Annotated in this window: 21 protein-coding genes; all 21 read left to right on the forward strand. The window is 38.1% G+C overall.

The genetic code is table 11. The annotated features are described in order from the left end of the window. The 21 genes from frr to G3O09_RS11120 all read left to right on the forward strand — a co-directional run bounded on the left by frr (nt 1) and on the right by G3O09_RS11120 (nt 25,055). Nucleotides 1-558: a ribosome recycling factor gene (gene frr, locus G3O09_RS11020; RefSeq protein WP_163101534.1), complete on the forward strand. Its 558-nt coding sequence runs from the start codon at nt 1-3 to the stop codon at nt 556-558. A gap of 218 nt (nt 559-776) precedes the next feature. Continuing rightward, nucleotides 777-1,550: an isoprenyl transferase gene (locus G3O09_RS11025; protein WP_163101535.1), complete on the forward strand. Its 774-nt coding sequence runs from the start codon at nt 777-779 to the stop codon at nt 1,548-1,550. Between the two features lie 56 nt (nt 1,551-1,606). Further along, nucleotides 1,607-2,395, forward strand: a complete 789-nt coding sequence (locus G3O09_RS11030; protein ID WP_163101536.1) for a phosphatidate cytidylyltransferase — start codon at nt 1,607-1,609, stop codon at nt 2,393-2,395. Between the two features lie 215 nt (nt 2,396-2,610). Continuing rightward, nucleotides 2,611-3,759 carry a 1-deoxy-D-xylulose-5-phosphate reductoisomerase gene (locus G3O09_RS11035; RefSeq protein ID WP_163101537.1) on the forward strand — a complete coding sequence of 383 codons (1,149 nt, stop codon included), beginning with the start codon at nt 2,611-2,613 and terminating at the stop codon, nt 3,757-3,759. A 14-nt stretch (nt 3,760-3,773) separates the two neighbouring features. Further along, on the forward strand, nt 3,774-5,042 hold the full coding sequence (gene rseP / locus G3O09_RS11040) for an RIP metalloprotease RseP (RefSeq protein ID WP_163101538.1): 1,269 nt from the start codon (nt 3,774-3,776) through the stop codon (nt 5,040-5,042). Nucleotides 5,043-5,165: 123 nt separating this feature from the next. Then, nucleotides 5,166-6,866, forward strand: coding sequence for a proline--tRNA ligase (locus tag G3O09_RS11045; protein ID WP_163101539.1), 1,701 nt, complete (start codon nt 5,166-5,168; stop codon nt 6,864-6,866). Between the two features lie 190 nt (nt 6,867-7,056). Next, on the forward strand, nt 7,057-11,370 hold the full coding sequence (locus tag G3O09_RS11050; protein ID WP_163101540.1) for a PolC-type DNA polymerase III: 4,314 nt from the start codon (nt 7,057-7,059) through the stop codon (nt 11,368-11,370). A gap of 411 nt (nt 11,371-11,781) precedes the next feature. Further along, entirely contained in the window at nt 11,782-12,255 is a 474-nt protein-coding gene (gene rimP / locus G3O09_RS11055; RefSeq protein WP_163101541.1) for a ribosome maturation factor RimP, read from the forward strand. A gap of 40 nt (nt 12,256-12,295) precedes the next feature. Continuing rightward, nucleotides 12,296-13,426 (forward strand): transcription termination factor NusA, encoded by a 1,131-nt coding sequence (gene nusA, locus G3O09_RS11060; protein ID WP_163101542.1) that lies wholly within the window; start codon nt 12,296-12,298, stop codon nt 13,424-13,426. Between the two features lie 14 nt (nt 13,427-13,440). Next, on the forward strand, nt 13,441-13,725 hold the full coding sequence (gene rnpM / locus G3O09_RS11065) for an RNase P modulator RnpM (RefSeq protein ID WP_163101565.1): 285 nt from the start codon (nt 13,441-13,443) through the stop codon (nt 13,723-13,725). Then, nucleotides 13,722-14,024 (forward strand): YlxQ family RNA-binding protein, encoded by a 303-nt coding sequence (locus tag G3O09_RS11070; RefSeq protein ID WP_163101543.1) that lies wholly within the window; start codon nt 13,722-13,724, stop codon nt 14,022-14,024. The genes rnpM and G3O09_RS11070 overlap by 4 nt, the downstream gene beginning before the upstream one ends. A 19-nt stretch (nt 14,025-14,043) precedes the next feature. After that, complete coding sequence (infB, locus tag G3O09_RS11075) at nt 14,044-16,290, forward strand: translation initiation factor IF-2 (protein ID WP_163101544.1); 2,247 nt, start codon at nt 14,044-14,046, stop codon at nt 16,288-16,290. Then, nucleotides 16,287-16,565 (forward strand): DUF503 domain-containing protein, encoded by a 279-nt coding sequence (locus G3O09_RS11080; protein ID WP_163101545.1) that lies wholly within the window; start codon nt 16,287-16,289, stop codon nt 16,563-16,565. Before infB ends, G3O09_RS11080 begins: the two co-directional genes overlap by 4 nt. A 16-nt stretch (nt 16,566-16,581) precedes the next feature. Beyond that, nucleotides 16,582-16,968, forward strand: a complete 387-nt coding sequence (gene rbfA, locus G3O09_RS11085; RefSeq protein ID WP_163101546.1) for a 30S ribosome-binding factor RbfA — start codon at nt 16,582-16,584, stop codon at nt 16,966-16,968. A gap of 176 nt (nt 16,969-17,144) precedes the next feature. Next, a complete protein-coding gene (gene truB / locus G3O09_RS11090) occupies nt 17,145-18,062 on the forward strand; it encodes a tRNA pseudouridine(55) synthase TruB (RefSeq protein WP_163101547.1) in 918 nt (305 codons plus the stop codon). A 54-nt stretch (nt 18,063-18,116) separates the two neighbouring features. Then, nucleotides 18,117-19,055 (forward strand): bifunctional riboflavin kinase/FAD synthetase, encoded by a 939-nt coding sequence (gene ribF, locus G3O09_RS11095; protein WP_163101548.1) that lies wholly within the window; start codon nt 18,117-18,119, stop codon nt 19,053-19,055. Between the two features lie 151 nt (nt 19,056-19,206). Further along, nucleotides 19,207-19,476: a 30S ribosomal protein S15 gene (rpsO, locus tag G3O09_RS11100; protein WP_163101549.1), complete on the forward strand. Its 270-nt coding sequence runs from the start codon at nt 19,207-19,209 to the stop codon at nt 19,474-19,476. A gap of 246 nt (nt 19,477-19,722) precedes the next feature. Next, entirely contained in the window at nt 19,723-21,843 is a 2,121-nt protein-coding gene (pnp, locus tag G3O09_RS11105) for a polyribonucleotide nucleotidyltransferase (protein ID WP_163101550.1), read from the forward strand. Nucleotides 21,844-22,255: 412 nt separating this feature from the next. Beyond that, nucleotides 22,256-23,239, forward strand: coding sequence for a polysaccharide deacetylase family protein (locus tag G3O09_RS11110; RefSeq protein ID WP_163101551.1), 984 nt, complete (start codon nt 22,256-22,258; stop codon nt 23,237-23,239). Nucleotides 23,240-23,339: 100 nt separating this feature from the next. Next, a complete protein-coding gene (locus G3O09_RS11115) occupies nt 23,340-24,578 on the forward strand; it encodes a M16 family metallopeptidase (RefSeq protein ID WP_163101552.1) in 1,239 nt (412 codons plus the stop codon). Between the two features lie 225 nt (nt 24,579-24,803). Next, nucleotides 24,804-25,055: a YlmC/YmxH family sporulation protein gene (locus G3O09_RS11120; RefSeq protein ID WP_108669644.1), complete on the forward strand. Its 252-nt coding sequence runs from the start codon at nt 24,804-24,806 to the stop codon at nt 25,053-25,055. The last annotated feature ends 122 nt before the right edge of the window (nt 25,056-25,177 follow it).

Below are 25,177 nucleotides of genomic sequence, written 5' to 3' on the forward strand. Positions count from 1 at the left end.
ATGCCAAAGCAAGTAGTATCTGCTACTAAAGAAAAAATGGAAAAATCTGTTCAATCTCTTTCTAGAGAATTAGCAAGCATCCGTGCTGGAAGAGCAAGTGCTGCATTATTAGATAAAATTACGATTGACTATTATGGAGCTCCAACACCTATCAACCAGATGGCAGGTATTTCGGTTCCAGAAGCAAGACTATTAGTCATTCAACCTTATGATAAAACTGTATTAGGTGAAATTGAAAAAGCGATCCTGAAATCTGATTTAGGCTTGAATCCATCAAATGATGGCTCAATTATCCGTATTGCAATTCCTGCTTTAACTGAAGAGCGTCGTAAAGATTTAGCGAAGCAAGTGAAAAAAGAGGCAGAAGAAGCAAAAGTTGCGATTCGAAACATTCGTCGCGATGGAAACGATGATTTGAAAAAGCTAGAGAAAAATGGCGAAATTACAGAAGATGACTTACGTGGTTATTCTGATGAAATCCAAAAACTGACTGACAGCTATATTGTCAAAGTTGATGGTGTTGCAAAAGATAAAGAAAAAGAAATTATGGAAGTATAATCAGGATATAGTAACTGAAAACTTCATATTCTATAATATGGGTCCCATAATACGGGACCTTTTCTTTTAATTTGCCCTAGGACATAAAATAATGATTAATATCCCATACGTTTCCACAATTGATGTATATGTTGCTATATAGTGATAAAAAGGGTAATTTTATAATAGAAGATATTTATAAAAAGAACATAACCAGGTACGTAATGGGGGACATACATATGAAAAAGCTTTGGAGAAGTTTATGGAATAAAAAAGACTCTTCAGAGAATAAATCTCATGATATTCTGATGGAACATATTCCGTCACATATTGCCATTATTATGGATGGCAATGGAAGATGGGCAAGTAAAAGGGCTTTGCCGAGAATAGCAGGGCATCATGAGGGTATGAAGGTAGTAAGGAAAATAACGAAAAAGGCAAGTGAACTTGGAGTAAAAACTCTAACATTATATGCATTTTCAACAGAAAATTGGAAGCGTCCTAAAACGGAAGTCGACTATTTAATGAAGCTTCCTGAAGAATTTTTAGGAACTTTTCTTCCTGAATTAGTGAAAGAAAATGTAAAAGTTGAAATGATGGGGGATAAAGAGCTTCTACCAAGTCATACAAAGAGAGCTCTTGAGAAGGCTCAATCGGAGACGAGTCAAAATACTGGGCTAATACTAAACTTTGCCTTAAATTATGGAAGCCGCGCTGAAATGATCCATGCAGTGCATAAGGTTTTGACAGATGTGAATAATGGTATACTGAATAAAGAACAAATAACAGAAGAAGTCTTTTCTGATTACTTAATGACGAAGCATCTATCCGATCCTGATTTATTAATAAGGACAAGTGGAGAGATTCGTCTAAGTAATTTCATGCTGTGGCAGTTGGCATACACAGAATTTTGGTTTACTGATGTGTTATGGCCTGACTTTAATGAGGATCACTTACTGGAAGCTATTCACACATATCAGCAAAGATCGAGAAGGTATGGTGGATTGAAATGAAAGTAATGATTGATCCGTACACTGCCTAAAAACTGAAGGCGAGGAAAAAAATTAATATGAAACAAAGAATCATTACAGGAGTCCTTGCTGCTGCTGTATTTTTACCGATCGTAATCTATGGGAATTGGCCATTTATGCTGTTAGTATTTTTACTGGCATCCATAGGTTTATATGAATTAATAAAAATGAAAAAGCTTAAATTGGCTTCATTTCCAACTTTTGTTTCATTTTTAGTATTGTGGTTTCTTTTATTACCTCCACCTACAATGGAATGGTTTACATCTTATGGATATTCCAAATCAGATTTTGTTTTAATAGGAGTTATTTTATTATTATCCTATTCAGTTCTTTCAAAAAACACTTATACATTTGATGATGTTGGTTTTTCATTAATATCCATTTTGTATGTCGGATTTGGTTTCTTTTATTTCTTTGCTACAAGAGAAACAGGATTAATTTATATTTTCTTTGCATTGTTCACGATTTGGGCCACTGATTCTGGAGCTTATTTTGTTGGGCGTTCAATGGGAAAAAGGAAGCTTTGGCCTGAAATTAGTCCGAATAAAACGATAGAGGGATCCATAGGTGGGATCATTTGTGCCTGGATCGTTGCCATTCTTTTTGCTTTCTTCTCAGATATTAATGCAACGTTGATCCAACTAATTATTATGTCCACCCTTATATCTATTTTTGGACAAGTTGGAGATTTAGTACAATCAGCATTCAAGCGTCATTATGGAGTAAAGGATTCAGGAAACCTTCTGCCGGGTCATGGTGGAATTTTAGATCGATTAGACAGCCTTATCTTCGTGTTACCAATTTTACATGTCCTACATTTATTGTAATATTTAGTATAATAATGTGATGTGGTGGACGTATCTCGAATATAAGTAAGATAAGCAATTGCGTTGTCTTTGCACTTTAAGAAAGTATAAATTGGCACGTAAGAAGTAAGTCAACGTAGTGGCCAATTTAAGGATTAAAGTATAAGTGCAACTAGGCAATCGTCAGCGCTTAGGCTTGGCGCTAGCCAAGTTTTCTAATGTAGGAGATGAAAAGATTGAAGAAAATTAGTTTACTGGGTGCAACCGGTTCTATTGGCAGACAGACAGTAGATGTCGTGAAACAGCATCCTGATCATTTTAAAATTACTGCATTTGCAGTTGGACGTAATTTAGATTTGGCCAAGCAATGGATTATGGAGCTTCAACCAGAATTAGTTTCAGTCCAAACAAAAGAAGACTGTGATTTATTAAAATCTGAGTTTGGCCATTTACAGACAAAGTTTGTCTACGGTATGGATGGATTAGTTGAAGTAGCAGTATTTGCTGACAGTGAAATCCTTGTAAACGCTGTGATTGGAAGTGTGGGATTATATCCCACTTTGAAGGCAATTGAGGCAAAGAAAGATATAGCCCTTGCTAATAAAGAAACCTTGGTAACTGCAGGCCATTTGGTCATGGAAGCTGCAAATAAACATGGTGTTAAGCTATTGCCTGTTGACAGTGAGCACTCTGCGATTTTTCAGTCTTTACAAGGAGAAAAACAGAAAAATATTGAATCCTTAATCATAACAGCATCAGGTGGAAGCTTTCGTGAACGCACGAGAGAAGAACTAAAGGATGTTACCGTAGAACAAGCTTTAAATCACCCTAATTGGTCAATGGGGGCAAAGATTACAATTGATTCAGCGACTATGATGAATAAAGGCTTGGAAGTGATTGAAGCGCATTGGCTGTTTAATATACCTTACGAAAAAATACAGGTACTATTACATAAAGAAAGTATTATTCATTCAATGGTCCAATTCCACGATTCAAGTGTCATGGCTCAATTAGGAACACCAGATATGAGGGTTCCGATCCAGTATGCGTTGTCATATCCAGATCGTATCCCACTTCAATCTAAACGTTTGGATTTGACTGAAATTTCCAAGCTCCATTTTAATAACATGGACTTTGAACGATATCCTTGTTTACGTTATGCTTATGAGGCAGGGAAAATTGGTGGAACGTTACCTACTGTTTTAAATGCAGCGAATGAAGTTGCTGTTGAACACTTTTTAAATGGGAAAGTTCTATTCTTGGAAATTGAAGAATTGATTGAAAAAACGATGGCATCCCACCAGACCATTTTTCAACCAGATTTAGAAACCATTCTAGAAGTGGATCGAGAAGCAAGGAGAATTACCCAATCTTTTGTGAACTAAAGGTGGTTGGATAAGTGCAAACATTACAAACTGTAATTTCTTTTATTATTATTTTTGGAGCATTGGTCTTTTTCCATGAGTTAGGGCATTTGATCTTTGCTAAGCGTGCAGGTATTTTATGTAGAGAATTCGCCATTGGCTTTGGTCCTAAAGTATTGGCATTTAAGAAAAATGAGACAGTCTATACCATCCGTTTGTTACCAATAGGCGGTTTTGTTAGGATGGCTGGAGAAGATCCAGAAACAGTAGAATTGAAACCAGGGTACAGGGTAGGGCTTCAATTTAACAATGCTGGGCTAGTTGAAAAAATTATTTTAAATAATAAAGATCGATATCCAGACTGTAAGGTCATTGAAGTAGAATCAGCAGATATGGAGCGTCAATTAATGATTAAAGGCTATGAGGATGGAAATGATGAAGTCCTTCAAACCTTTAAAATCGATGAACATGCCGTGACCATTGAAGATGGAGTAAGCACGCAAATCGCTCCTTATCATCGTCAGTTCGCTTCAAAGACACTTGGTCAGAGAACGATGGCGATTTTTGCTGGTCCAATGATGAACTTCTTGTTGGCTATCGTCCTATTCATGGTAATTGCCGCTTTTCAAGGAGTGGTTGTGGACGAACCTCGCTTAGGTGAATTGACAAAGGATGGAGCAGCACTTTCATCTGGCTTAAAGAAGGGGGATGTTGTCCAGTCTATCGAAGGTGAAGAAGTCTCTTCTTGGATGGATGTCCAACAATCGATTCAGAAGCACCCTGGAGAGGAAATTGCTTTTGTCATCGAAAGGGATGGTGAAACACTTGATATTCCTGTCACCCCTAAAGAAATTGAGCGAGAAGGTAAGAAAATTGGTGTAATTGGAGTTTATCCTCCAGTAGAGAAATCTCCAGTAAAAGTACTGACACACGGTGTTACGGAAACCTATTTTTGGACCAAGCAGATAATAGTTATGCTTGGACAATTGATTACTGGAAAGTTTTCTATTGATATGCTTTCTGGCCCAGTTGGGATTTATGTTTCAACCGAAGAAGTAGCAAAGTCGGGCTTCTTCTACCTTATGAAATGGGCTGCTGTACTAAGTATTAATTTAGGGATTATGAATTTACTTCCTATTCCTGCCCTGGATGGCGGTCGACTGATGTTCTTCGCAGTCGAAGCAGTAAGAGGTAAACCAATAGACCGTCAGAAGGAAGGTATGGTTCATTTTATTGGATTCGCCCTCTTGATGCTTTTGATGCTTGTTGTTACTTGGAATGATATACAACGTTTCTTCTTATAAGATAATGGAAGGGTTGAAAAGTTGTTTATTCGCTTTTCTATCCTTCCTTTTTTGTTTCAATTCCTTTAAACTAGTAAATATGATTTTAAGCCTGAATTAAATTGTTAGGTGAGGTGCTACATAATGAAGCAGTCAATGATGTTTATTCCAACACTTAGAGAAGTTCCTGCTGATGCAGAGGTCAAAAGCCATCAGCTTTTGTTAAGGGCCGGTTTTATTCGTCAGACATCAAGCGGTGTCTATAGCTTTCTTCCACTAGGTAAAAAAGTAATGCATAAAATTGAATCCATTGTTCGTGAAGAGATGGAAGCAGCAGGAGCAGTTGAATTGTTTATGCCTGCACTACAGCAAGCTGAGCTTTGGCAGGAGTCAGGTAGATGGTACTCTTATGGACCTGAATTAATGAGGTTGAATGATCGACACAATCGTGAATTTGCATTAGGCGCTACTCATGAAGAAGTTATCACTAGCTTAGTGAGAGATGAAATAAAATCTTATAAAAAGCTGCCACTTACTTTATACCAAATCCAAACTAAGTTCCGTGATGAAAAACGCCCTCGATTTGGACTTTTAAGAGGTAGAGAGTTTGTAATGAAAGATGCTTATTCTTTCCATTCAAACTCCGAAAGTCTTGATGAGGTATATGAGGGATTATTTAAGGCTTATTCAAATGTTTTCCGTCGTTGTGGTTTGAATTTCCGCGCGGTAATCGCTGATTCTGGTGCAATGGGTGGTAAAGATACCCACGAGTTTATGGTCCTATCTGATATTGGAGAAGATACAATTGCTTATTCCGATACATCGGATTACGCAGCCAACATTGAGATGGCACCAGTTGAAATAAAATATGCTAAATCAGACTCTAACCCTATGGTACTGGAAAAAGTTCATACACCTGACCAAAAATCGATTGAGGACGTATCTTCATTTTTATCAGTGACAGATCAAGACTGTATAAAATCGATGTTGTTCAAGGTAGACGAAGGGTATGTATTAGTCCTTGTTCGTGGAGATCATGAAGTAAACGATATCAAGGTAAAGAACCTATTGGAAGCTTCAGTTGTTGAACTTGCAACAGCAGAAGAGACGAAACAAGTATTAGGTTGTGAAATCGGATTCTTAGGTCCAATTAACATCGATAAATTAACAGTGATTGCAGACTATGCAGTTGAAGCTGTGGTTAATGGTGTTTGTGGTGCGAACGAAGCGGGCTATCATTACAAGAATGTTAACCCAGAACGCGACTTCGCCGTTTCTCAATATGCTGACCTACGCTTTATTAAAGAGGGAGACCCTTCACCTGATGGCCAAGGGAACATCCTTTTTGCTAAAGGGATAGAGGTTGGACATGTCTTCAAACTTGGAACACGCTATAGTGAGGCTATGAATGCAACATTCCTTGATGAAAATGGAAGAACACAGCCAATGATTATGGGATGCTATGGCATTGGGGTGTCAAGGACATTAGCTGCCGTTGCTGAACAGTTTAATGATGAGAAAGGCTTGATTTGGCCAAATGCAATTTCACCTTTCCATATTCATGTAGTTCCTATCAATGTAAAAGACGAGGCACAAGTACAATTGGGTGACGAATTATATTCCACACTTAAAAATGCTGGTCATGAAGTATTGATCGATGACCGCCCAGAACGTGCAGGTGTCAAGTTTGCCGACTCAGATTTAATCGGCTTGCCAATTCGTGTGACAGTTGGGAAGAAAGCTGCAGAAGGCATTGTTGAAGTGAAAATTCGTGAAACTGGTGAATCTTTCGAAATTCACAAAGATGAATTATTACAAAAAATGAAAAATCTATTGTCTATATAAAAAAGAGAAGGGTACCGAGCTTAATGGTACCCTTTTGCTAGGTTTTTTACCCAAGATTTAGGCTGGGAAGTAAGATTTAACCTATCAATTCAATACAAAGAATATGTTATAATTTACGTCTGTTAAAAAATGAAATGTAACCTTTTTAGAGATAAAGAGTTAGAACTGTTAACAATGAAGGAGGGAGAAGATGCAGGAACAATCAAATCAAGGACGTGAGAGGTTTAATATGCTTCTTCAACAGCTCCAATTGACAGAAGATGCTATATTAACCTACTTCCAAAATGCTGAAATCGAGAAACTTTATATAGAAAGACAAGCAAAGAAATGGCACTTCCAGTTTAAATTAGAAAATATTTTACCATATAGTGTCCATACTAGATTCTCTAGTCAATTAATGAAAACTTTCTCTCATATTGCCAATATTTCTTATACAATCAATGTGAAGAACCAGCATGTGACTGAAGAGCAAATTAAGGATTATTGGAGTAACTGTTTAAGTGAACTTGATGGTGGATCTCCAGCCTTAATTTCGCTGCTAAATGAACAGCAGCCTAAAGTGATTGGCCATAAAATGATTGTTCAAGCAAGGAATGAAGCCGAAGTAGGCCAGCTTAAGAAAAAATATTCCGGATTACTTTCAAACATCTATCAAAACTATGGTTTTCCTCCTTTAGTATTAGAGGCTGAGGTTTCTAATAATCAAGATGGCTACGAGCAATTCTTGGCCGAAAAAGAAAAGGAAGATAAAGAAAAAGGCATGGCGGCCTTGTTGGATATGATGAAAAAAGATTCCGAATCAAAGGACGAGCCAGAAGATACAGGCCCGCTTAAGATTGGTTATACCATTAAAGATGATGCTGATTTCCGAAGAATGGAACAGATCATGGACGAAGAACGCCGTATAGCCATCGAGGGGTATGTTTTCGATGCTGAAACGAAGGAACTTCGTAGCGGTAGAACTCTTTTAACCTTTAAAATAACAGATTATACTAGTTCACTGCTTGTTAAAATGTTCTCGCGGGATAAAGAGGATGCCTCCACTCTTGCACGCGTTAAAAAGGGAATGTGGCTTCGTGTGCAGGGAAGCATCCAGAACGATACGTTCGTTCGAGATCTTGTCATGATTGCTAATGATATTAATGAAATAAAGGCTCAAGGAAGAAAAGATCTTGCTTCTGAAGATGAAAAACGCGTAGAATTGCATCTTCATACTCCAATGAGCCAAATGGATGCAGTCAGCTCTGTAAGCACCCTAATTTCACAAGCAAAGAAATGGGGACACAAAGCTATAGCTGTCACAGACCATGCCGTTGTTCAATCTTTCCCGGAAGCTTACGGTGCTGGGAAAAAAAATGACATCAAAATTCTTTATGGAGTCGAAGTGAATCTAGTTGATGATGGTGTTCCGATTGCTTACAATCCATCTCATCGTTTACTAGAAGATGATACGTTTGTAGTATTTGATGTGGAAACAACAGGGTTGTCTGCTGTCTACGACACTATTATTGAGTTAGCTGCCGTCAAGATAAAGGGTGGGGAAATCATTGACCGTTTTGAATCTTTTGCAAACCCACATCATCCTTTATCAGCTACAACGATTGATTTAACAGGAATTACAGATGATATGGTAAGAGATGCTCCTGAAGTCCCAGAAGTATTGACGAAATTCAAAGATTGGACCGGGGACTCGGTTCTAGTTGCACATAATGCTAGCTTTGACATGGGCTTTCTAAACGTCGGTTATCGTAAGCTAGGTTTTGGAAAATCTAACAATCCTGTCATTGATACTCTTGAGTTAGGTCGTTTTCTTTATCCAGATTTGAAAAATCATAGACTTAATACGTTAGCGAAGAAATTCGATATTGAACTGACCCAGCATCACCGTGCAATCTATGATGCTGAAGCGACTGGATACTTAATGATTAAAATGCTAAAAGATTCCACTGAAAAAGGAATTCTTTATCATGATCAATTCAATGAACATATGGGTGAAGGGAATGCGTTTAAACGTTCTCGCCCTTCTCACGCCATACTTCTTGCACAAAATGAAATTGGCTTGAAAAACATTTTTAAACTCGTCTCAATTTCCCATCTACATTATTTCTTCCGTGTCCCTAGAATACCTCGCTCTGTTTTACAGCAGCATCGTGAAGGAATTTTGGTTGGATCAGCTTGTGATAAAGGTGAAGTTTTTGAAGGCATGATGCAAAAGGCAATAGAAGAGGTAGAGGATATTGCTGACTTTTATGATTATTTCGAAGTACATCCCAAGCCGGTTTACGCGCATTTAATTGAAATGGAATACGTCAGAGATGAAAAGTCTTTGGAAGGAATCATTTCAAACATCGTTAAACTTGGGAAAAAATTAAACAAACCTGTTGTTGCAACTGGAAATGTCCATTACTTAGAACCAAATGATAAAATCTATCGAAAAATATTAATCAATTCACAAGGTGGTGCAAATCCACTTAACAGACATAAGCTTCCTGATGTTCATTTCAGGACAACTGATGAAATGCTAAAGGAATTCTCTTTCCTTGATGCTGAAGATGCAAAGGAAATAGTGGTTACGAATACGAATAAGATTGCCGATATGATTGATGAAATTAAACCAATCAAGGATGACCTGTATACCCCTAAAATTGAGGGTGCCGACGAGGAAATGAGAGAAATGAGCTACAGTATGGCGAGAAGCATTTATGGTGAGCAACTCCCTGAAATTGTAGAAGCTAGGCTTGAGAAAGAACTAAAGAGCATCATCGGCCATGGTTTCGCAGTTATTTACCTTATTTCACATAAACTTGTAAAAAAATCATTGAATGATGGTTACCTCGTAGGGTCTCGTGGATCTGTCGGATCTTCCTTAGTCGCTACCATGACAGAGATTACTGAGGTTAATCCATTGCCTCCACATTACGTATGTCCAAGTTGTAAACATTCTGAATTCTTCAATGATGGATCCGTTGGTTCTGGTTTCGATTTACCTAATAAAGATTGTCCAAAATGTGGGGATCAATACAAAAAAGATGGCCACGATATACCGTTTGAAACATTCTTGGGTTTCAAAGGTGATAAGGTACCCGATATCGACTTAAACTTCTCAGGAGAATACCAACCTAACGCGCACAATTATACAAAGGTTTTGTTCGGTGAAGATAACGTCTATAGAGCTGGAACAATCGGAACAGTTGCCGATAAAACAGCGTATGGGTATGTAAAGGGATATGCGCAGGAAAATAATCTGCATTTACGGGGTGCTGAAGTTGATCGGCTTTCATCAGGCTGCGTTGGAGTGAAGAGGACAACCGGGCAGCATCCAGGTGGAATCATTGTTGTACCTGATTATATGGAAGTGTATGATTTCACACCGATTCAATTCCCTGCAGACTCGCAAACTTCAGAATGGAAAACGACACATTTTGACTTCCATTCCATTCATGATAATTTGTTAAAGCTAGATATTTTAGGACATGATGACCCGACGGTTATAAGGATGCTTCAGGATCTCAGTGGAATTGATCCTAAAACCATCCCTACGGATGACCCTGAAGTCATGAAGATATTTAGTGGTACTGAATCTTTGGGTGTAACTGAAGAGCAAATTATGTGTAAAACTGGCACACTTGGAATACCTGAGTTTGGAACAAGATTCGTTCGACAAATGTTAGAGGATACAAAACCAACTACTTTTTCTGAACTGGTTCAAATCTCTGGTCTATCACATGGTACTGACGTTTGGCTTGGGAACGCCCAAGAGCTTATTCATAATTCCATTTGTACCTTAAGTGAAGTAATTGGATGTCGTGACGATATCATGGTTTATTTAATTTACCAAGGCCTAGAGCCTTCGCTTGCATTCAAAATCATGGAATCGGTACGTAAGGGTAAAGGTCTTTCTGATGAATTTGAGGCAGAAATGAGGAAAAACGATGTACCGGAATGGTATATAGACTCATGTAAGAAAATTAAGTACATGTTCCCTAAAGCGCATGCTGCTGCTTACGTATTGATGGCTGTTCGGATTGCTTATTTCAAAGTCCATCTGCCACTTCTGTACTATGCTGCATATTTTACAGTCCGTGCAGAAGATTTTGATATAGAGGCTATGGCTAGAGGCTCACAAGCGATAAAGGCAAAAATTGACGAGATAAATGCCAAAGGCTTAGATGCATCTCCAAAAGAGAAAAATACATTAACTGTATTGGAGCTTGCATTAGAAATGTGTGAAAGAGGATTTTCATTCAAAAAGGTTGATTTGTACAAATCTAGTGCATCTGAATTTATCATTGATGGAAACTCCTTGCTGCCACCATTCAATTCTATTCCTGGTCTAGGAACAAATGCAGCTTTCAATATTGTCAATGCTCGTGCAGAAGGAGAATTCCTTTCTAAAGAAGACCTTCAAAAGCGAGGAAAAGTATCAAAAACGATCATTGAATACCTGGACAGCCAAGGCTGCTTAGAATCACTTCCAGATCAAAATCAGCTATCATTATTTTAATTTACGGGAGTTTTCATAGAGGTTGTGCTTTTTTAGTGTAATTTCACTAAAAACATCTGAGTTGATTGTAGCGGAGGGCACTTGACTCCTGCGGGAAATAGAGGGAAGTGGGAGGCCCCACAGGCGGATACTCCGAGGAGGCTCCCATTCCTCCCCGCGGAAAGCAAGTGCCTGGAGCGGAAAATTAACGGACAAACTTCATAATAAAGAGTCTAATTTAATAAGGCTGCATTTATGTTTCCAATTTGCATAAATAGAGCAAGTATGGTATATTTTCTAAAGAATTACTAAGATAAGGCAAAGACGAGAGTGGGGAAACCCGCTCTTTTGTATTGTATATGAAGATTTTAATCATCCTATATAGTGATACTTCAAATAAATACAAAATCGCCGTTGGTAAGGAGGGACCATATGAGCAAGAAAGTCACCGAGATTGTCGAAGAACTTCTAGTGCCAATCTTGGAAGGTCTTCAGCTGGAATTGGTAGATGTCGAGTATGTGAAAGAAGGAAAAAGCTGGTTCCTTCGCGTATATATCGATAAAGTGAATGGAATTGATATCGAAGAATGTGGAATCGTCAGTGAAAAACTTAGTGAAAAACTTGATGAACTAGATCCTATTGAACATAACTATTTTCTAGAAGTTTCTTCTCCAGGTGCAGAAAGACCACTTAAAAAGGAAAAGGACTATGTGAAGGCTATCGGTAAAAATGTTTATGTGAAAACATATGAGCCAATCCTTGACAACAAGGAATTTGAAGGGGTCCTTAAAGCATATGACGGTGAGTCCCTGACGATTGAAGTGAAAATTAAAACTCGTAAAAAGGAAGTTGTCATTCCATTTGAAAAAGTCGCTAAAGCAAGGCTAGCAGTTGTCTTTTCGTAATGAAGAATGGCTATGAAAGATCGAAGGGGGATTTTAAAAAATGAGCAGTGAATTATTAGATGCTCTTAACCATTTGGAAAAAGAAAAAGGGATTTCTCGTGACGTTTTGATTGAAGCGATTGAGGCTGCCCTTGTCTCCGCATATAAGAGGAATTTTAACCAAGCCCAAAATGTACGTATTGATTTAAACCTTGAAAAAGGTTCAATGCGAGTGTTCGCACGAAAAGATGTCGTAGATGAAGTATTTGATTCCCGTTTGGAAATCTCTGTTGCTGACGCAAGACAAATGAACCCTAACTACCAAGTAGAAGACGTGGTAGAAATGGAAGTGACACCAAAAGATTTTGGACGCATTGCAGCACAAACAGCAAAACAAGTGGTAACACAACGTGTTCGAGAAGCAGAACGTGGAATCATCTACTCTGAATTCATCGATCGTGAAGAAGATATCATGAATGGGATCGTTCAAAGAATTGATTCCCGTTATATTTATGTAAGCTTGGGTAAAATTGAAGCACTCTTACCTGTGAGTGAGCAAATGCCTAATGAAACATATCAACCACATGATAGAATAAAAGTGTATATCACTAAAGTTGAAAAAACGTCCAAGGGACCTCAAATCTTTGTTTCAAGAACACATCCTGGACTTTTAAAACGTCTATTTGAGAACGAAGTTCCTGAAATCTTTGATGGTACGGTAGAAATTAAATCCGTAGCACGTGAAGCAGGAGACCGTTCAAAAATCTCGGTTCACTCAGATAATCCTGAGGTTGATCCAGTTGGATCCTGCGTAGGGCAAAAAGGACAACGCGTTCAATTTATTGTCAATGAATTGAAAGGTGAAAAAATCGATATCGTCAAATGGTCAGAAGATCCTGTGGTGTTTGTTGCAAATGCTTTAAGTCCATCAAAGGTACTTGATGTAATTGTCCATGATGAAGAAAAAGGTACAACGGTTGTTGTTCCAGATTACCAATTATCACTGGCGATTGGAAAACGCGGTCAAAATGCACGCCTTGCTGCTAAATTGACTGGATGGAAAATCGACATTAAGAGTGAAAGTGAAGCTCGTGAAGTAGGAATCTACCCAAGAGATCTTGATCCATTATTGAGCAGCACTAGCATGGATAACGATGAGTATGACGATTTTGAAGATGATGATCAAGAGTAATTGAGGTGAACAAGTTGGCAAGCCAAAAGAAAATACCTCTTCGTAAATGTGTTGCTACTGGTGAAATGAGACCAAAAAAAGAAATGATTCGAATCGTGCGATCAAAGGAAGGCGAGGTCTTTATTGACCAGACTGGGAAAAAATCTGGTCGGGGAGCCTATTTGACGCTTGATAAAGAAGTCATTATGAATGCCAGAAAGAAAGATATTCTGTCAAAGCATTTACAAGCAGAGATCGATGCTTCTCTTTACGAAGAATTACTTCAACTTGTTGAAAAGGAGAACCATTCTGCAAAATGAATCAACCACAATGGATGTCTCTATTAGGATTGGCAAATCGGGCGCGTAAGCTGATATCAGGGGAAGAGTTAGTCATCAAAGAGGTTAGGAACGGTAAGGCAAAGCTAGTTATTTTGTCCAATGACGCTTCCAATAATACTGAAAAGAAGATTACGGATAAATGCAGCTACTACAATGTCCCAGTTGTCAAAGTGGAGGACCGGACCCAACTAGGTCATGCGATTGGTAAGGACGCACGGGTAGTGATCGCAGTGTTGGATGAGGGTTTCGCGAACAAACTTCGCACGTTGCTCGATTAAATATTACGGGGGTGAACGTATGACGAAGATACGTGTGTACGAATATGCAAAGAAACACAATGTTTCAAGTAAAGTAATAATAAATAAGCTTAAAGAAATGGATATTGAGGTAAGCAATCATATGACAGCAATCGATGATACAACAGTACAAAAATTAGACGGTTCTTTCCAAACAAAAAAGGGTAGTGGCGAAGCTAAAGAGAAACAGCAGCAACCACAAAACTCTGCTGCAGAACAAACACCTGCAATTGAAGAAAATAGCGATGTAAAAGAAGGCAAGTACGATGATACATTAGATGATAATAGCGTTAGTACTCAGAAACTAAAGAAAAAGCCAGTACCTAAACCAGGAGTAAGTAATAACAAATTCTTCCAGGACAAACAGGCTACTGAATCCAAAGCATTTAAAGGTAAAAACAATAATAACAACAACAATAGAAACAAATCTTCTAAAGGTAGAACTACTCCTAATACTCAATATCAGCAACCTGCAGCAAAAAAGAAGGAGTTACCAAGTAAAATCGTTTTCACAGATTCCTTAACAGTTGCAGAATTGGCTAAAAAGTTACACCGTGAACCATCAGAAATCATCAAAAAGTTATTCCTTCTTGGTGTAATGGCAACCATCAATCAATCACTTGAAAAAGATGCAATTGAATTGATCGCAGCTGAATACGGTGTAGAAGTCGAAGAAGAAATCAAAATCGATATTAACGATTTAGAAGCACATATTGTTACAGAGGATGATCCAGCTAAACTTGAAGAGCGTCCATCGGTCGTAACAATCATGGGTCACGTTGACCACGGTAAAACGACTCTTTTGGATAGCATCCGTAATACAAAGGTAACTGAAGGAGAAGCGGGTGGGATCACTCAGCATATTGGTGCTTATCAGGTTCAAGTAAATGATAAGAAAATCACATTCCTTGATACTCCTGGTCACGCGGCCTTCACTACAATGCGTGCACGTGGAGCTAAAGTTACTGATATCACGATCCTTGTTGTTGCAGCTGATGATGGTGTTATGCCTCAAACAGTTGAAGCGATTGCCCATGCTAAAGCTGCTGAAGTTCCAATTATCGTTGCGGTAAACAAAATGGATAAACCTGCTGCAAACCCTGACCGCGTAATGCAAGAATTAAGCGATCGTGGATTGGTTCCTGAAGCTTGGGGCGGGGAAACGATTTTCGTACCGATTTCCGCTAAAAAAGGCGAAGGTATCGATGAGTTATTAGAAATGATTCTACTTGTTGGTGAAGTAGAAGAATATAAAGCGAACCCAGATCGCAAAGCTGTCGGAACAGTAATCGAAGCTGAGTTAGATAAAGGACGCGGATCTGTTGCTACATTGCTTGTCCAAAACGGTACATTAAAAGTTGGAGACCCAATTGTAGTGGGTAGTGCATATGGACGTGTTCGTGCAATGGTAAACGACCTAGGAAGACGTGTTAAGGAAGCTGGCCCATCTACTCCGGTTGAAATCACTGGTTTAAATGGTGTTCCACAAGCAGGTGATCGATTCGTTGTATTTGAAGACGAAAAAACAGCCCGCCAAGTTGGGGAAGCTCGTTCACAAGAACAGATTCAATCTCAACGTAGAGAGTCGTCACGTGTTACACTTGAAAACCTTTTTGAACAAATGAAGCAAGGTGAAGTTAAAGATATTAACATCGTCCTTAAAGCAGACGTTCAAGGTTCTGCAGAGGCACTTGCTGCTTCCCTTCAAAAAATTGAAGTAGAAGGCGTTAAAGTGAAAATTATCCATAGCGGTGTTGGTGCAATCAATGAACATGATATCATGCTGGCAACTGCTTCCAACGCAATTGTTATTGGTTTTAACGTCCGTCCAGATGTAAATGCTAAACGTACAGCTGATTCTGAAAATGTTGACGTTCGTCTACACAGCATCATCTATAAAGTTATTGAAGAAATTGAATCTGCGATGAAGGGTATGCTTGATCCTGAATTCCAAGAGAAAGTTATTGGTCAGGCTGAAGTCCGTACTACATTCAAAGTATCTAAAGTGGGTACAATCGCTGGTTCTTATGTTACAGATGGAAAAATCACTCGTGACAGCGGTATCCGCATCATCCGTCAAGGCGTTGTAGTCTATGAAGGTGAAGTGGATGCACTTAAACGATTCAAGGATGACGCTAAAGAGGTTTCCCAAGGTTACGAATGTGGTATTACGATTAAAAACTACAATGACCTTAAAGAAGGAGACATCATTGAAGCGTATATCATGGAGGAAATCGAGCGTAAATGATAGGATATGCCGAATTTGAATGTATCATTTTCGATTCCCATTCCTTAAAAGAAAAACGAGCCGTGCTTCAGCGTGTGATGTCACGGCTCAAACAAAAGTATAATGTATCCGTTGCTGAGGTGGATTTTCAAGATACATGGCAAAGAAGTAAGCTTGCCATTGTGACTGTATCATCTTCGAAGGTAGCGTCAGAAAGAGAATTACAAAATGCGTTAAGCTTTTTCGATTCTTTTCCTGAGGTCGAACGCACGATAACAGAAATTGAATGGCTTTAGATAACGAGGTGATGATATGAGCCTTCGTGCAAATCGTGTTGGTGAACAAATGAAAAAAGAACTAACTGAAATTATCGGGAGAAAGATTAAGGATCCTAGAATCGGGTTCGTAACAGTTACGGATGTTAGAGTAACTGGAGATCTTCAACAAGCTACTGTTTATATTTCAGTTTTAGGTAACGAAACACAAAAGCAAAATTCTCTGATTGGTCTTTCTAAAGCAAAAGGTTTCATCCGCTCTGAGATTGGACAACGTATTCGCTTACGTAAAACCCCGGAAATCACATTCGAGTTTGATGAATCCATTAGCTATGGAAATCGTATCAATACAATCATCCATCAATTGAATGCGGAGAAATCCGATGATGCGAACCAAGACGAAGTAGAAACTGAAAACGAATAATAAGAAGAGCTGACTCTAAAGCAGTCGCTTAAACAGTCATGTTTAAACGATTCTTTATATAGGGTCAGCTTTTATTTTTGCTAAGCTTATTTAATATTTAATCCTTATTGTACGGTATCTAATGAATCATTCATCCAATACTAATACATAGACGTCTTAGAACAGGAGGCGATTTTGTGGAAGGTATATTACCTCTACTTAAGCCAAAAGGGATGACATCCCATGATTGTGTATTTAAATTAAGAAAGCTTTTAAAAACAAAAAAAGTGGGCCATACAGGTACTCTGGATCCCGAAGTAACAGGTGTATTACCCATTTGTGTAGGACGGGCCACTAAGATAGCTGAATATATTACAGATGCAGGAAAAGAGTATGTTGGGGAAGTGACTATTGGCACTGCAACAACGACTGAGGACGCTCACGGTGAGATTGTTTCAAGCAAAGAGGTAGATCAGGTATTCTCAAGGCAACAAATTCTATCAGTACTTAATCAGTTTGTGGGAGAAATCACCCAAATTCCCCCGATGTATTCGGCCATTAAAGTGAATGGGAAAAAATTATATGAATATGCAAGGGCTGGAATAGAAGTTGAAAGGCCGGTCCGTACAGTATCCATATATGAAATCGAATTGCTTGATGACCGAGAACAATTTGCAGGAGAATCGATATCTTTTCGTTTCCGAGTAAAATGCTCTAAAGGTACATATATAAGAACTTTAGCAGTAATGATAGGAGAGTCATTAGGTTATCCTGCACACATGTCTCATTTGGTAAGGACACAATCGGCTTCATTTCAAATTGAGGACTGCTATTCTTTTGAAGATTTAGAAACCATGTCCCAAGAAGGTACAATTACGGATGCATTATTGCCACTTGAAACTGGAATCAGTCATTTGCCGAAAATTAAGATTAATGATACAGTAGCAGAGAAAGTGAAAAATGGAGCAGTTTTGGGAAAAGAAGAGTGTGGCGTATTAATTCCAGATAGTCCGTTTGCGGTTTACTATCATGATAACGTGTTGGCGATTTATCAGGAGCATCCCGATAAACCTTCTTTCATTAAACCTGTAAAAGTGCTTCGAATAGAATTGTAATTTCTACCTACACATCAGTCGTGAAGGTTTGGTCTTAGAAAGAGGAGAAAAGCATTGAAAGTTATTCATTTAAATCATCCACATAGTTTCGATAGAGAAGATTTTCCTCCACTTGTCATTGCATTGGGTTTTTTTGATGGAGTTCACTTAGGACATCAAAAGGTTATTAAGACGGCTATGGGGATTGCCAGAGAAAAAGCTATTAAATCGGCGGTCATTACATTTGATCCTCATCCATTGTCCGTATTGCGTAAACAAAATAAAGTCCATTATATAACTCCAGTTGATGAGAAAATAGAAAAAATCGGAGAACTGGGTGTCGATTATATTTTCGTGGTTCATTTTACTGAATCTTTTGCTAACTTACATCCACAAGAGTTTGTCGATCAATATTTAATCAAACTAAATGCCAAACATGTTGTTGCAGGATTTGATTATAGCTATGGTCATCTAGGAAAAGGAAATATGGAAACCCTTCCTTTTCATTCACGAGAGATGTTCTCTTCAACGATAGTTGAAAAAATGTCTAAAGATAAAGAAAAAGTGAGTTCGACTAGAATTAGACAATCTCTTTTAGAAGGTAATATGGAAGATTTCCTTACTTTGGCAGGTAGATTCTATCAATCCAAGGGAAAAGTGATACATGGCGAAAAAAGAGGTAGGCAATTAGGATTTCCAACTGCAAATGTTGCGGTGGATCAAAACTATATCGTTCCATCCACCGGTGTCTATGCAGTTAGGGTATATGTTTGTGGGGCTTGGTACAATGGTGTATGCAATATAGGGTTTAAGCCAACTTTTCATAACCATAAACCTGAAAATCCAACTATTGAAGTACATATACTAGATTTTAGTTCTACTATATATGATGAACAGATTATTATAGAATGGCATAAACGATTAAGAAGTGAAAAGAAGTTCGAAGGATTAGAACAACTTGTGGCTCAAATTCAGAAAGATAAAGATGCTGCTCTTGAATATTTTCAATCATGATCTTAAAGCTTGAATGTTAATACTTGCTTTTTAGGCTAAAAACATGTATTCTATTATTTGTATGAAATGAACCTTTGCTTGGCTAGTCGATTCACCGACGCTGGCTCAGCTCTCGGGGATTTTTTATAACTATTATTATGAGGTGAATAACATGGCTTTAACTCAAGAGCGCAAAAACGCTATCATTAGCGAGTACAAAACACATGAGAACGATACTGGATCTCCAGAAGTTCAAATCGCTGTTCTAACTGAGGAAATCAACACTTTGAACGATCACTTACGTACGCACAAGAAGGACCACCACTCACGTCGCGGTCTTCTTAAAATGGTTGGTAAACGTCGTAATTTGTTAACATACCTTCGTAACAAGGATGTTGCTCGTTACCGTGATCTAATCAACAAATTAGGCTTACGTCGTTAATTAATACGAGAAGATTTTTCTTCTCATAGCTGGAAAGCGGGAACCTATCCCGCTTTTTTGTTTTATTTCCTCGACTATTAAAAAACTTTTTAAACCTTTAATTATAATGCTGTTAATGTTTTATTCTTTAGTGCATAATAAGAATAGTGTGTTTTTATACATAATTTTTTTTTACATACAAAATATGTGGTTTGGGAAAATAATTCCTAACCGTTTATGAAATAAAGAGAGGGGTTTCAAATAAATATGGACCAAAATAAAAAAACCTTTTCCATAGATTGGGCCGGCCGTAAGTTGACAGTTGAAATTGGCCAACTTGCTAAGCAAGCAAACGGAGCTGCGCTCATTCGATATGGAGATACTGCTGTATTAAGTACAGCAACCGCTTCTAAGGAACCTAAAACTGTAGATTTCTTTCCTTTGACAGTCAATTACGAGGAAAGATTATATGCAGTAGGGAAAATTCCAGGTGGCTTCATTAAACGTGAAGGTAGACCAAGTGAAAAAGCAATCTTGGCTAGCAGACTAATTGATCGACCAATTAGACCACTATTTGCAGATGGCTTCCGTAATGAAGTACAAGTTGTAAGCATTGTTATGAGTGTTGATCAAGACTGTTCTTCAGAAATCGCGGCAATGTTCGGATCATCACTTGCATTGTCTGTTTCTGACATTCCGTTTGAGGGACCGATTGCTGGTGTTACAGTAGGAAGAATCAACGGTGAATTCATCATCAATCCTACAGTTGAACAAATGGAAAAAAGTGATATTAATCTTACTGTTGCAGGAACAAAAGATGCGATTAACATGGTTGAAGCAGGAGCTAATGAAGTTCCAGAGGAAGCAATGCTTGAAGCCATTATGTTCGGACATGAAGAAATTAAACGCCTTGTCGCATTCCAAGAACAAATAGTTGCTGAAGTAGGCAAGGAAAAAACAGAAGTTAAATTATATGAAGTTAACGCAGAACTAATGGCTGAAGTATCTTCATTGTGCGAAGTTGATATGAATAAAGCAGTGCAAGTCCAAGAGAAGCATGCACGTGAAGCAGCCATTAAAGTGGTTAAAGAACGCGTTGTTGCTGCGTTCGAGGAAAAAGAAGCGGAAGACGACACAATTAAACAAGTAAAAGAAATACTTGGTATGCTTGTTAAAAATGAAGTGCGCCGCTTAATAACGGAAGAAAAGGTTCGTCCTGATGGCCGAAATCCTGATGAAATTCGTCCACTTTCTTCTGAAGTAGGCCTTCTTCCAAGAACTCATGGTTCTGGTCTATTTACAAGAGGACAAACTCAAGCCCTATCCATTTGTACACTTGGAGCATTAGGAGATGTTCAAATCCTTGACGGTTTAGGTGTAGAAGAATCAAAACGTTTTATGCATCATTATAATTTCCCACATTTTAGTGTTGGGGAAACAGGCTTCATGAGAGGACCTGGACGTCGTGAGATTGGACATGGAGCATTAGGTGAAAGAGCACTTGAACCAGTTCTACCTTCTGAAAATGATTTCCCATATACAATACGTCTTGTTGCAGAAGTTCTTGAATCCAATGGTTCTACTTCACAAGCAAGTATTTGTGCAAGTACATTGGCAATGATGGATGCAGGGGTGCCGTTAACATCTCCTGTTGCTGGAATCGCGATGGGTCTGATTAAAAAAGATGAACACTATACAATTTTGACGGATATTCAAGGCATGGAAGATCACCTAGGTGATATGGACTTTAAAGTTGCGGGAACTGCTAAAGGTGTTACTGCATTACAAATGGATATCAAGATTGAAGGTTTATCCCGTGAAATTTTAGAAGAAGCACTTCAACAGGCTAAGCATGGCAGAATGCATATTCTTGAATCCATGTTGGCAACTATTAAAACACCGCGTGAAGAGCTATCTAAATACGCTCCAAAGATACTTACAATGAGTATCAATCCTGATAAAATCCGCGATGTTATTGGACCAAGCGGTAAACAAATTAATAAAATCATTGAAGAAACTGGAGTTAAAATTGACATCGAACAAGATGGTACAATCTTTATCTCATCAGTTAACGATGAGAATAATCAAAAAGCGAAGAAAATTATCGAAGATATCGTACGCGAAGTTGAAGTTGGTAAAATGTATCTTGGTAAGGTTAAACGAATTGAAAAATTCGGTGCGTTTGTTGAGATTTTCTCTGGTAAAGATGGTTTAGTGCATATTTCTGAATTGGCTGAAGAGCGTGTAGGCAAAGTCGAAGATGTAGTATCAATCGGAGATGAGATTTTAGTTAAAGTAACTGAAGTAGATAAGCAAGGTCGTGTAAACCTTTCACGTAAAGTTGTTCTAAAAGAACAAAAAGAAGCTGCAGCAACTCAAAATCAATAAAAAACTACGATTCGATCCATTCATGGGTCGAATTTTTTTTGACTAAATTAATGCAAATTGTTGAACTAATTATAAATATATCTCTGTTAAAGCTTATTGTTGATTTATCCACTAAGTTGATTGGAGTGGAAGGTACTCGACTCCTGCGGGAGCAGCGGGACAGGTGAGACCCCACAGGAGGAGGCTCACCGCCCGCCCCGCGGAAAGCGAGTGCATGGAACGGAATTCAACAGATATGTTTAACAGAACCATTAATAAAATAATTGCACTAGTAATTCTGTACTAAATATGACCTTTGTTCTACCTTGTCCATCAAATTCATAAATTATTGGTATAAACGTTAGAAGTATTAAGGAAGTCTAATAATATACCTGAGTAACTAGCACATGATAATAATTAGGAGGAGTAGATATTGAACCATAAATGGAAGAGTGTAATTGTAGCATCCATTTCATTCAGTTTAGCACTAGTGTATTTTCAACTGCCTGCAGTAAATGACTATGTCCTAACCATAAGAGGAGATGATGCAGTTCCAGTTGTAAGTAATACAGATCCATTATTAGAAGAAATAAAAATGAAAGCTAAACAATTAGATGTTCCTCCTCAGAACGCAAAGATTGATCCTGTTTGGAAAACAATTCCTGGATATAATGGGATTAAAGTAGACGTACAGGCTTCATATGAAAAGATGAGGGAAACAGGAACATTTGATGAAAAGAAGTTAATCTATACCCAGGTTAAGCCAACAACCCATCTTGAAGATTTAGAGCCTGCTCCAATCTATAAAGCACATGCAGAAAAACCGGTCGTAAGTTTTCTAGTCAATGTAGCGTGGGGGAATGAGTATTTACAACAAATGCTATCCGTATTAAAGAAACATGAAGTCAAGGCCACCTTTTTCCTAGAAGGTAAATGGACAAAGAATAATCAGGATATGGCGAAAATGATTGTAGAAGGAGGACATGAAATTGGCAATCATTCATACTCGCACCCAAATATGAAGAATTTAGGTCCTGAAGCAGCTATGAATGAACTTAAAAAGACAAATGATATCATAGAGGCAGTTACTGGTAAGAAAGTACGTTGGTTTGCCCCTCCTAGCGGTAGTTACTCTGACAGTACCATCCAAGTAGCAGACCAACTTCAAATGGGAACGATCATGTGGAGTGTGGATACGATCGATTGGCAAAAACCAACGCCCCCCGTATTAATTCAAAGGGTGCTTTCTAAAATTCATCCAGGAGCTTTCGTATTGATGCACCCTACTGATTCATCTGCTAAATCGCTTGAAACATTAATAGTTGAACTAAAAAAACGTCATCTTCGAATCGTCACAGTTACTGAAGCGTTGAAGGAAGAAAGAATTTTACATGAAAGAGTTGAAAAAAATGAATAATGTTTTCAACTTATGCTAAAATAAGGTACATTGTGAAGAGTAAACCTATTATGTAAGAGATTTACTCATGCTTGCAGCAGGATCGAGGGAGGAAAAGTTATTGATTAAGAAATATACGTGTCAAAATGGTGTGAGAATTGTACTAGAAAAAATCCCTACTGTTCGTTCAGTCGCGATTGGTTTATGGATTAAAACTGGATCCATCAATGAAACACCAGAAAATAATGGGATTTCGCATTTTCTTGAACATATGTTCTTTAAAGGTACTACGACTAGAAGTGCAAGGGAGATCGCTGAATCGTTTGATAGCATCGGGGGGCAGGTAAATGCTTTCACATCAAAAGAGTACACTTGCTACTATGCAAAAGTCCTAGATAATCATGCTGGGATGGCTCTCGATGTATTATCAGATATGTTCTTCAATTCAACGTTTGTAGAAGAAGAACTTCAAAAAGAGAAAAATGTCGTTTATGAAGAAATTAAAATGTACGAGGATACGCCGGATGATATTGTTCACGATTTATTGAGTCGTGCTGTATATGAAAAACATCCTCTAGGCTATCCGATTTTAGGAACAGAAGAAACACTTTCAACATTTACAAGCGAGACACTAAAGCAGTACGTCCATGATATGTACACACCAGATAAATTGGTCGTTTCTATTGCAGGAAATGTAGATGAATCGTTCATTAACGAAGTGGAGCAATTATTCGGTAGCTATCAACGAAGTGAAAAAGCCCGTCATACTACTGAAAGACCTGGTTTCCATCAAAATAAATTGTCACGAAAAAAAGAAACTGAACAAGCTCATCTATGCCTAGGCTATGAAGGATTACATATTGGTCATAAAGACGTTTATAGTCTTATCGTCATGAATAATGTTTTAGGCGGAAGCATGAGTAGCCGTTTATTCCAAGAGGTACGTGAACAGCGTGGATTAGCTTATTCGGTTTACTCCTATCATTCTGCGTACCAAGACGGCGGTATGGTCACTATTTATAGTGGTACAGGAGCCAATCAACTGGACGTCCTTTATGAGACTATCCAAAATACCCTTTCTCAGTTTAAAAAAGAAGGAATCACTGCAAAAGAATTGAGAAATAGTAAGGAACAGCTCAAAGGTAGTTTAATGCTGAGCTTAGAGAGTACTAATAGTCGGATGAGTCGAAATGGGAAAAACGAGTTAATGTTAGGGAAACATCGTTCTCTGGATGAAATCGTTGAACAAATCGATCAAGTAACTGAGGAAAGTGTTTATACTTTAACGAACAATATCTTTACTGACAAATTCTCGACTGCTTTGATAAGCCCTATTGAGGATTGGGAAGGATTAAAATAATACCTATTTACTGCCAGAATCCAACTAGGATTTCTGGCAGTTTGTTTTTCTTCTGCACCAGAATTGAGTCGACATTTATGGGCAATTTCAGGTATATAGGATATGTGCACTCTAAAAGGTTGGACATTTGGCTGGATTTCTAAATAAAAGATAAAATAACTTCTAACATGTCCTGTAACTCGATATGTATATTAATAAGGATATCGTAAAGAGGTGATTAAAAAAATGCGACTGAGTGAATTAAGTGGTAAAGAAATTGTGGATGTCAAGCGAGCAGAACGCCTTGGAATTCTAGGACAGACTGATTTAGAAATAAGCGAAACAGGACAAATAGTTGCATTAATTATTCCAAGTGTGAAATGGTTTGGCTTTAAGAGAAATGGCAATGAAATCCGAGTTCCTTGGAAGCATATAAAAAAAATTGGTACGGATATGATCATCATTGATATCCCAGAGAGCCAATATAACCAAGAATGATTGATTACAAAAAAATCTGAGCCTGGTATTATCCCCTTTAAGTAGACAGTGTAAAAAGCCTATGATTTTATCATGGATGATGCACTACTACTTGGAGGGGATTTTTCTATGGCTGTAAAAGG

Origin of the sequence: Peribacillus alkalitolerans (assembly GCF_010882125.1) — a bacterium.
Taxonomy (GTDB): Bacteria; Bacillota; Bacilli; order Bacillales; family DSM-1321; genus Bacillus_BN; species Bacillus_BN alkalitolerans.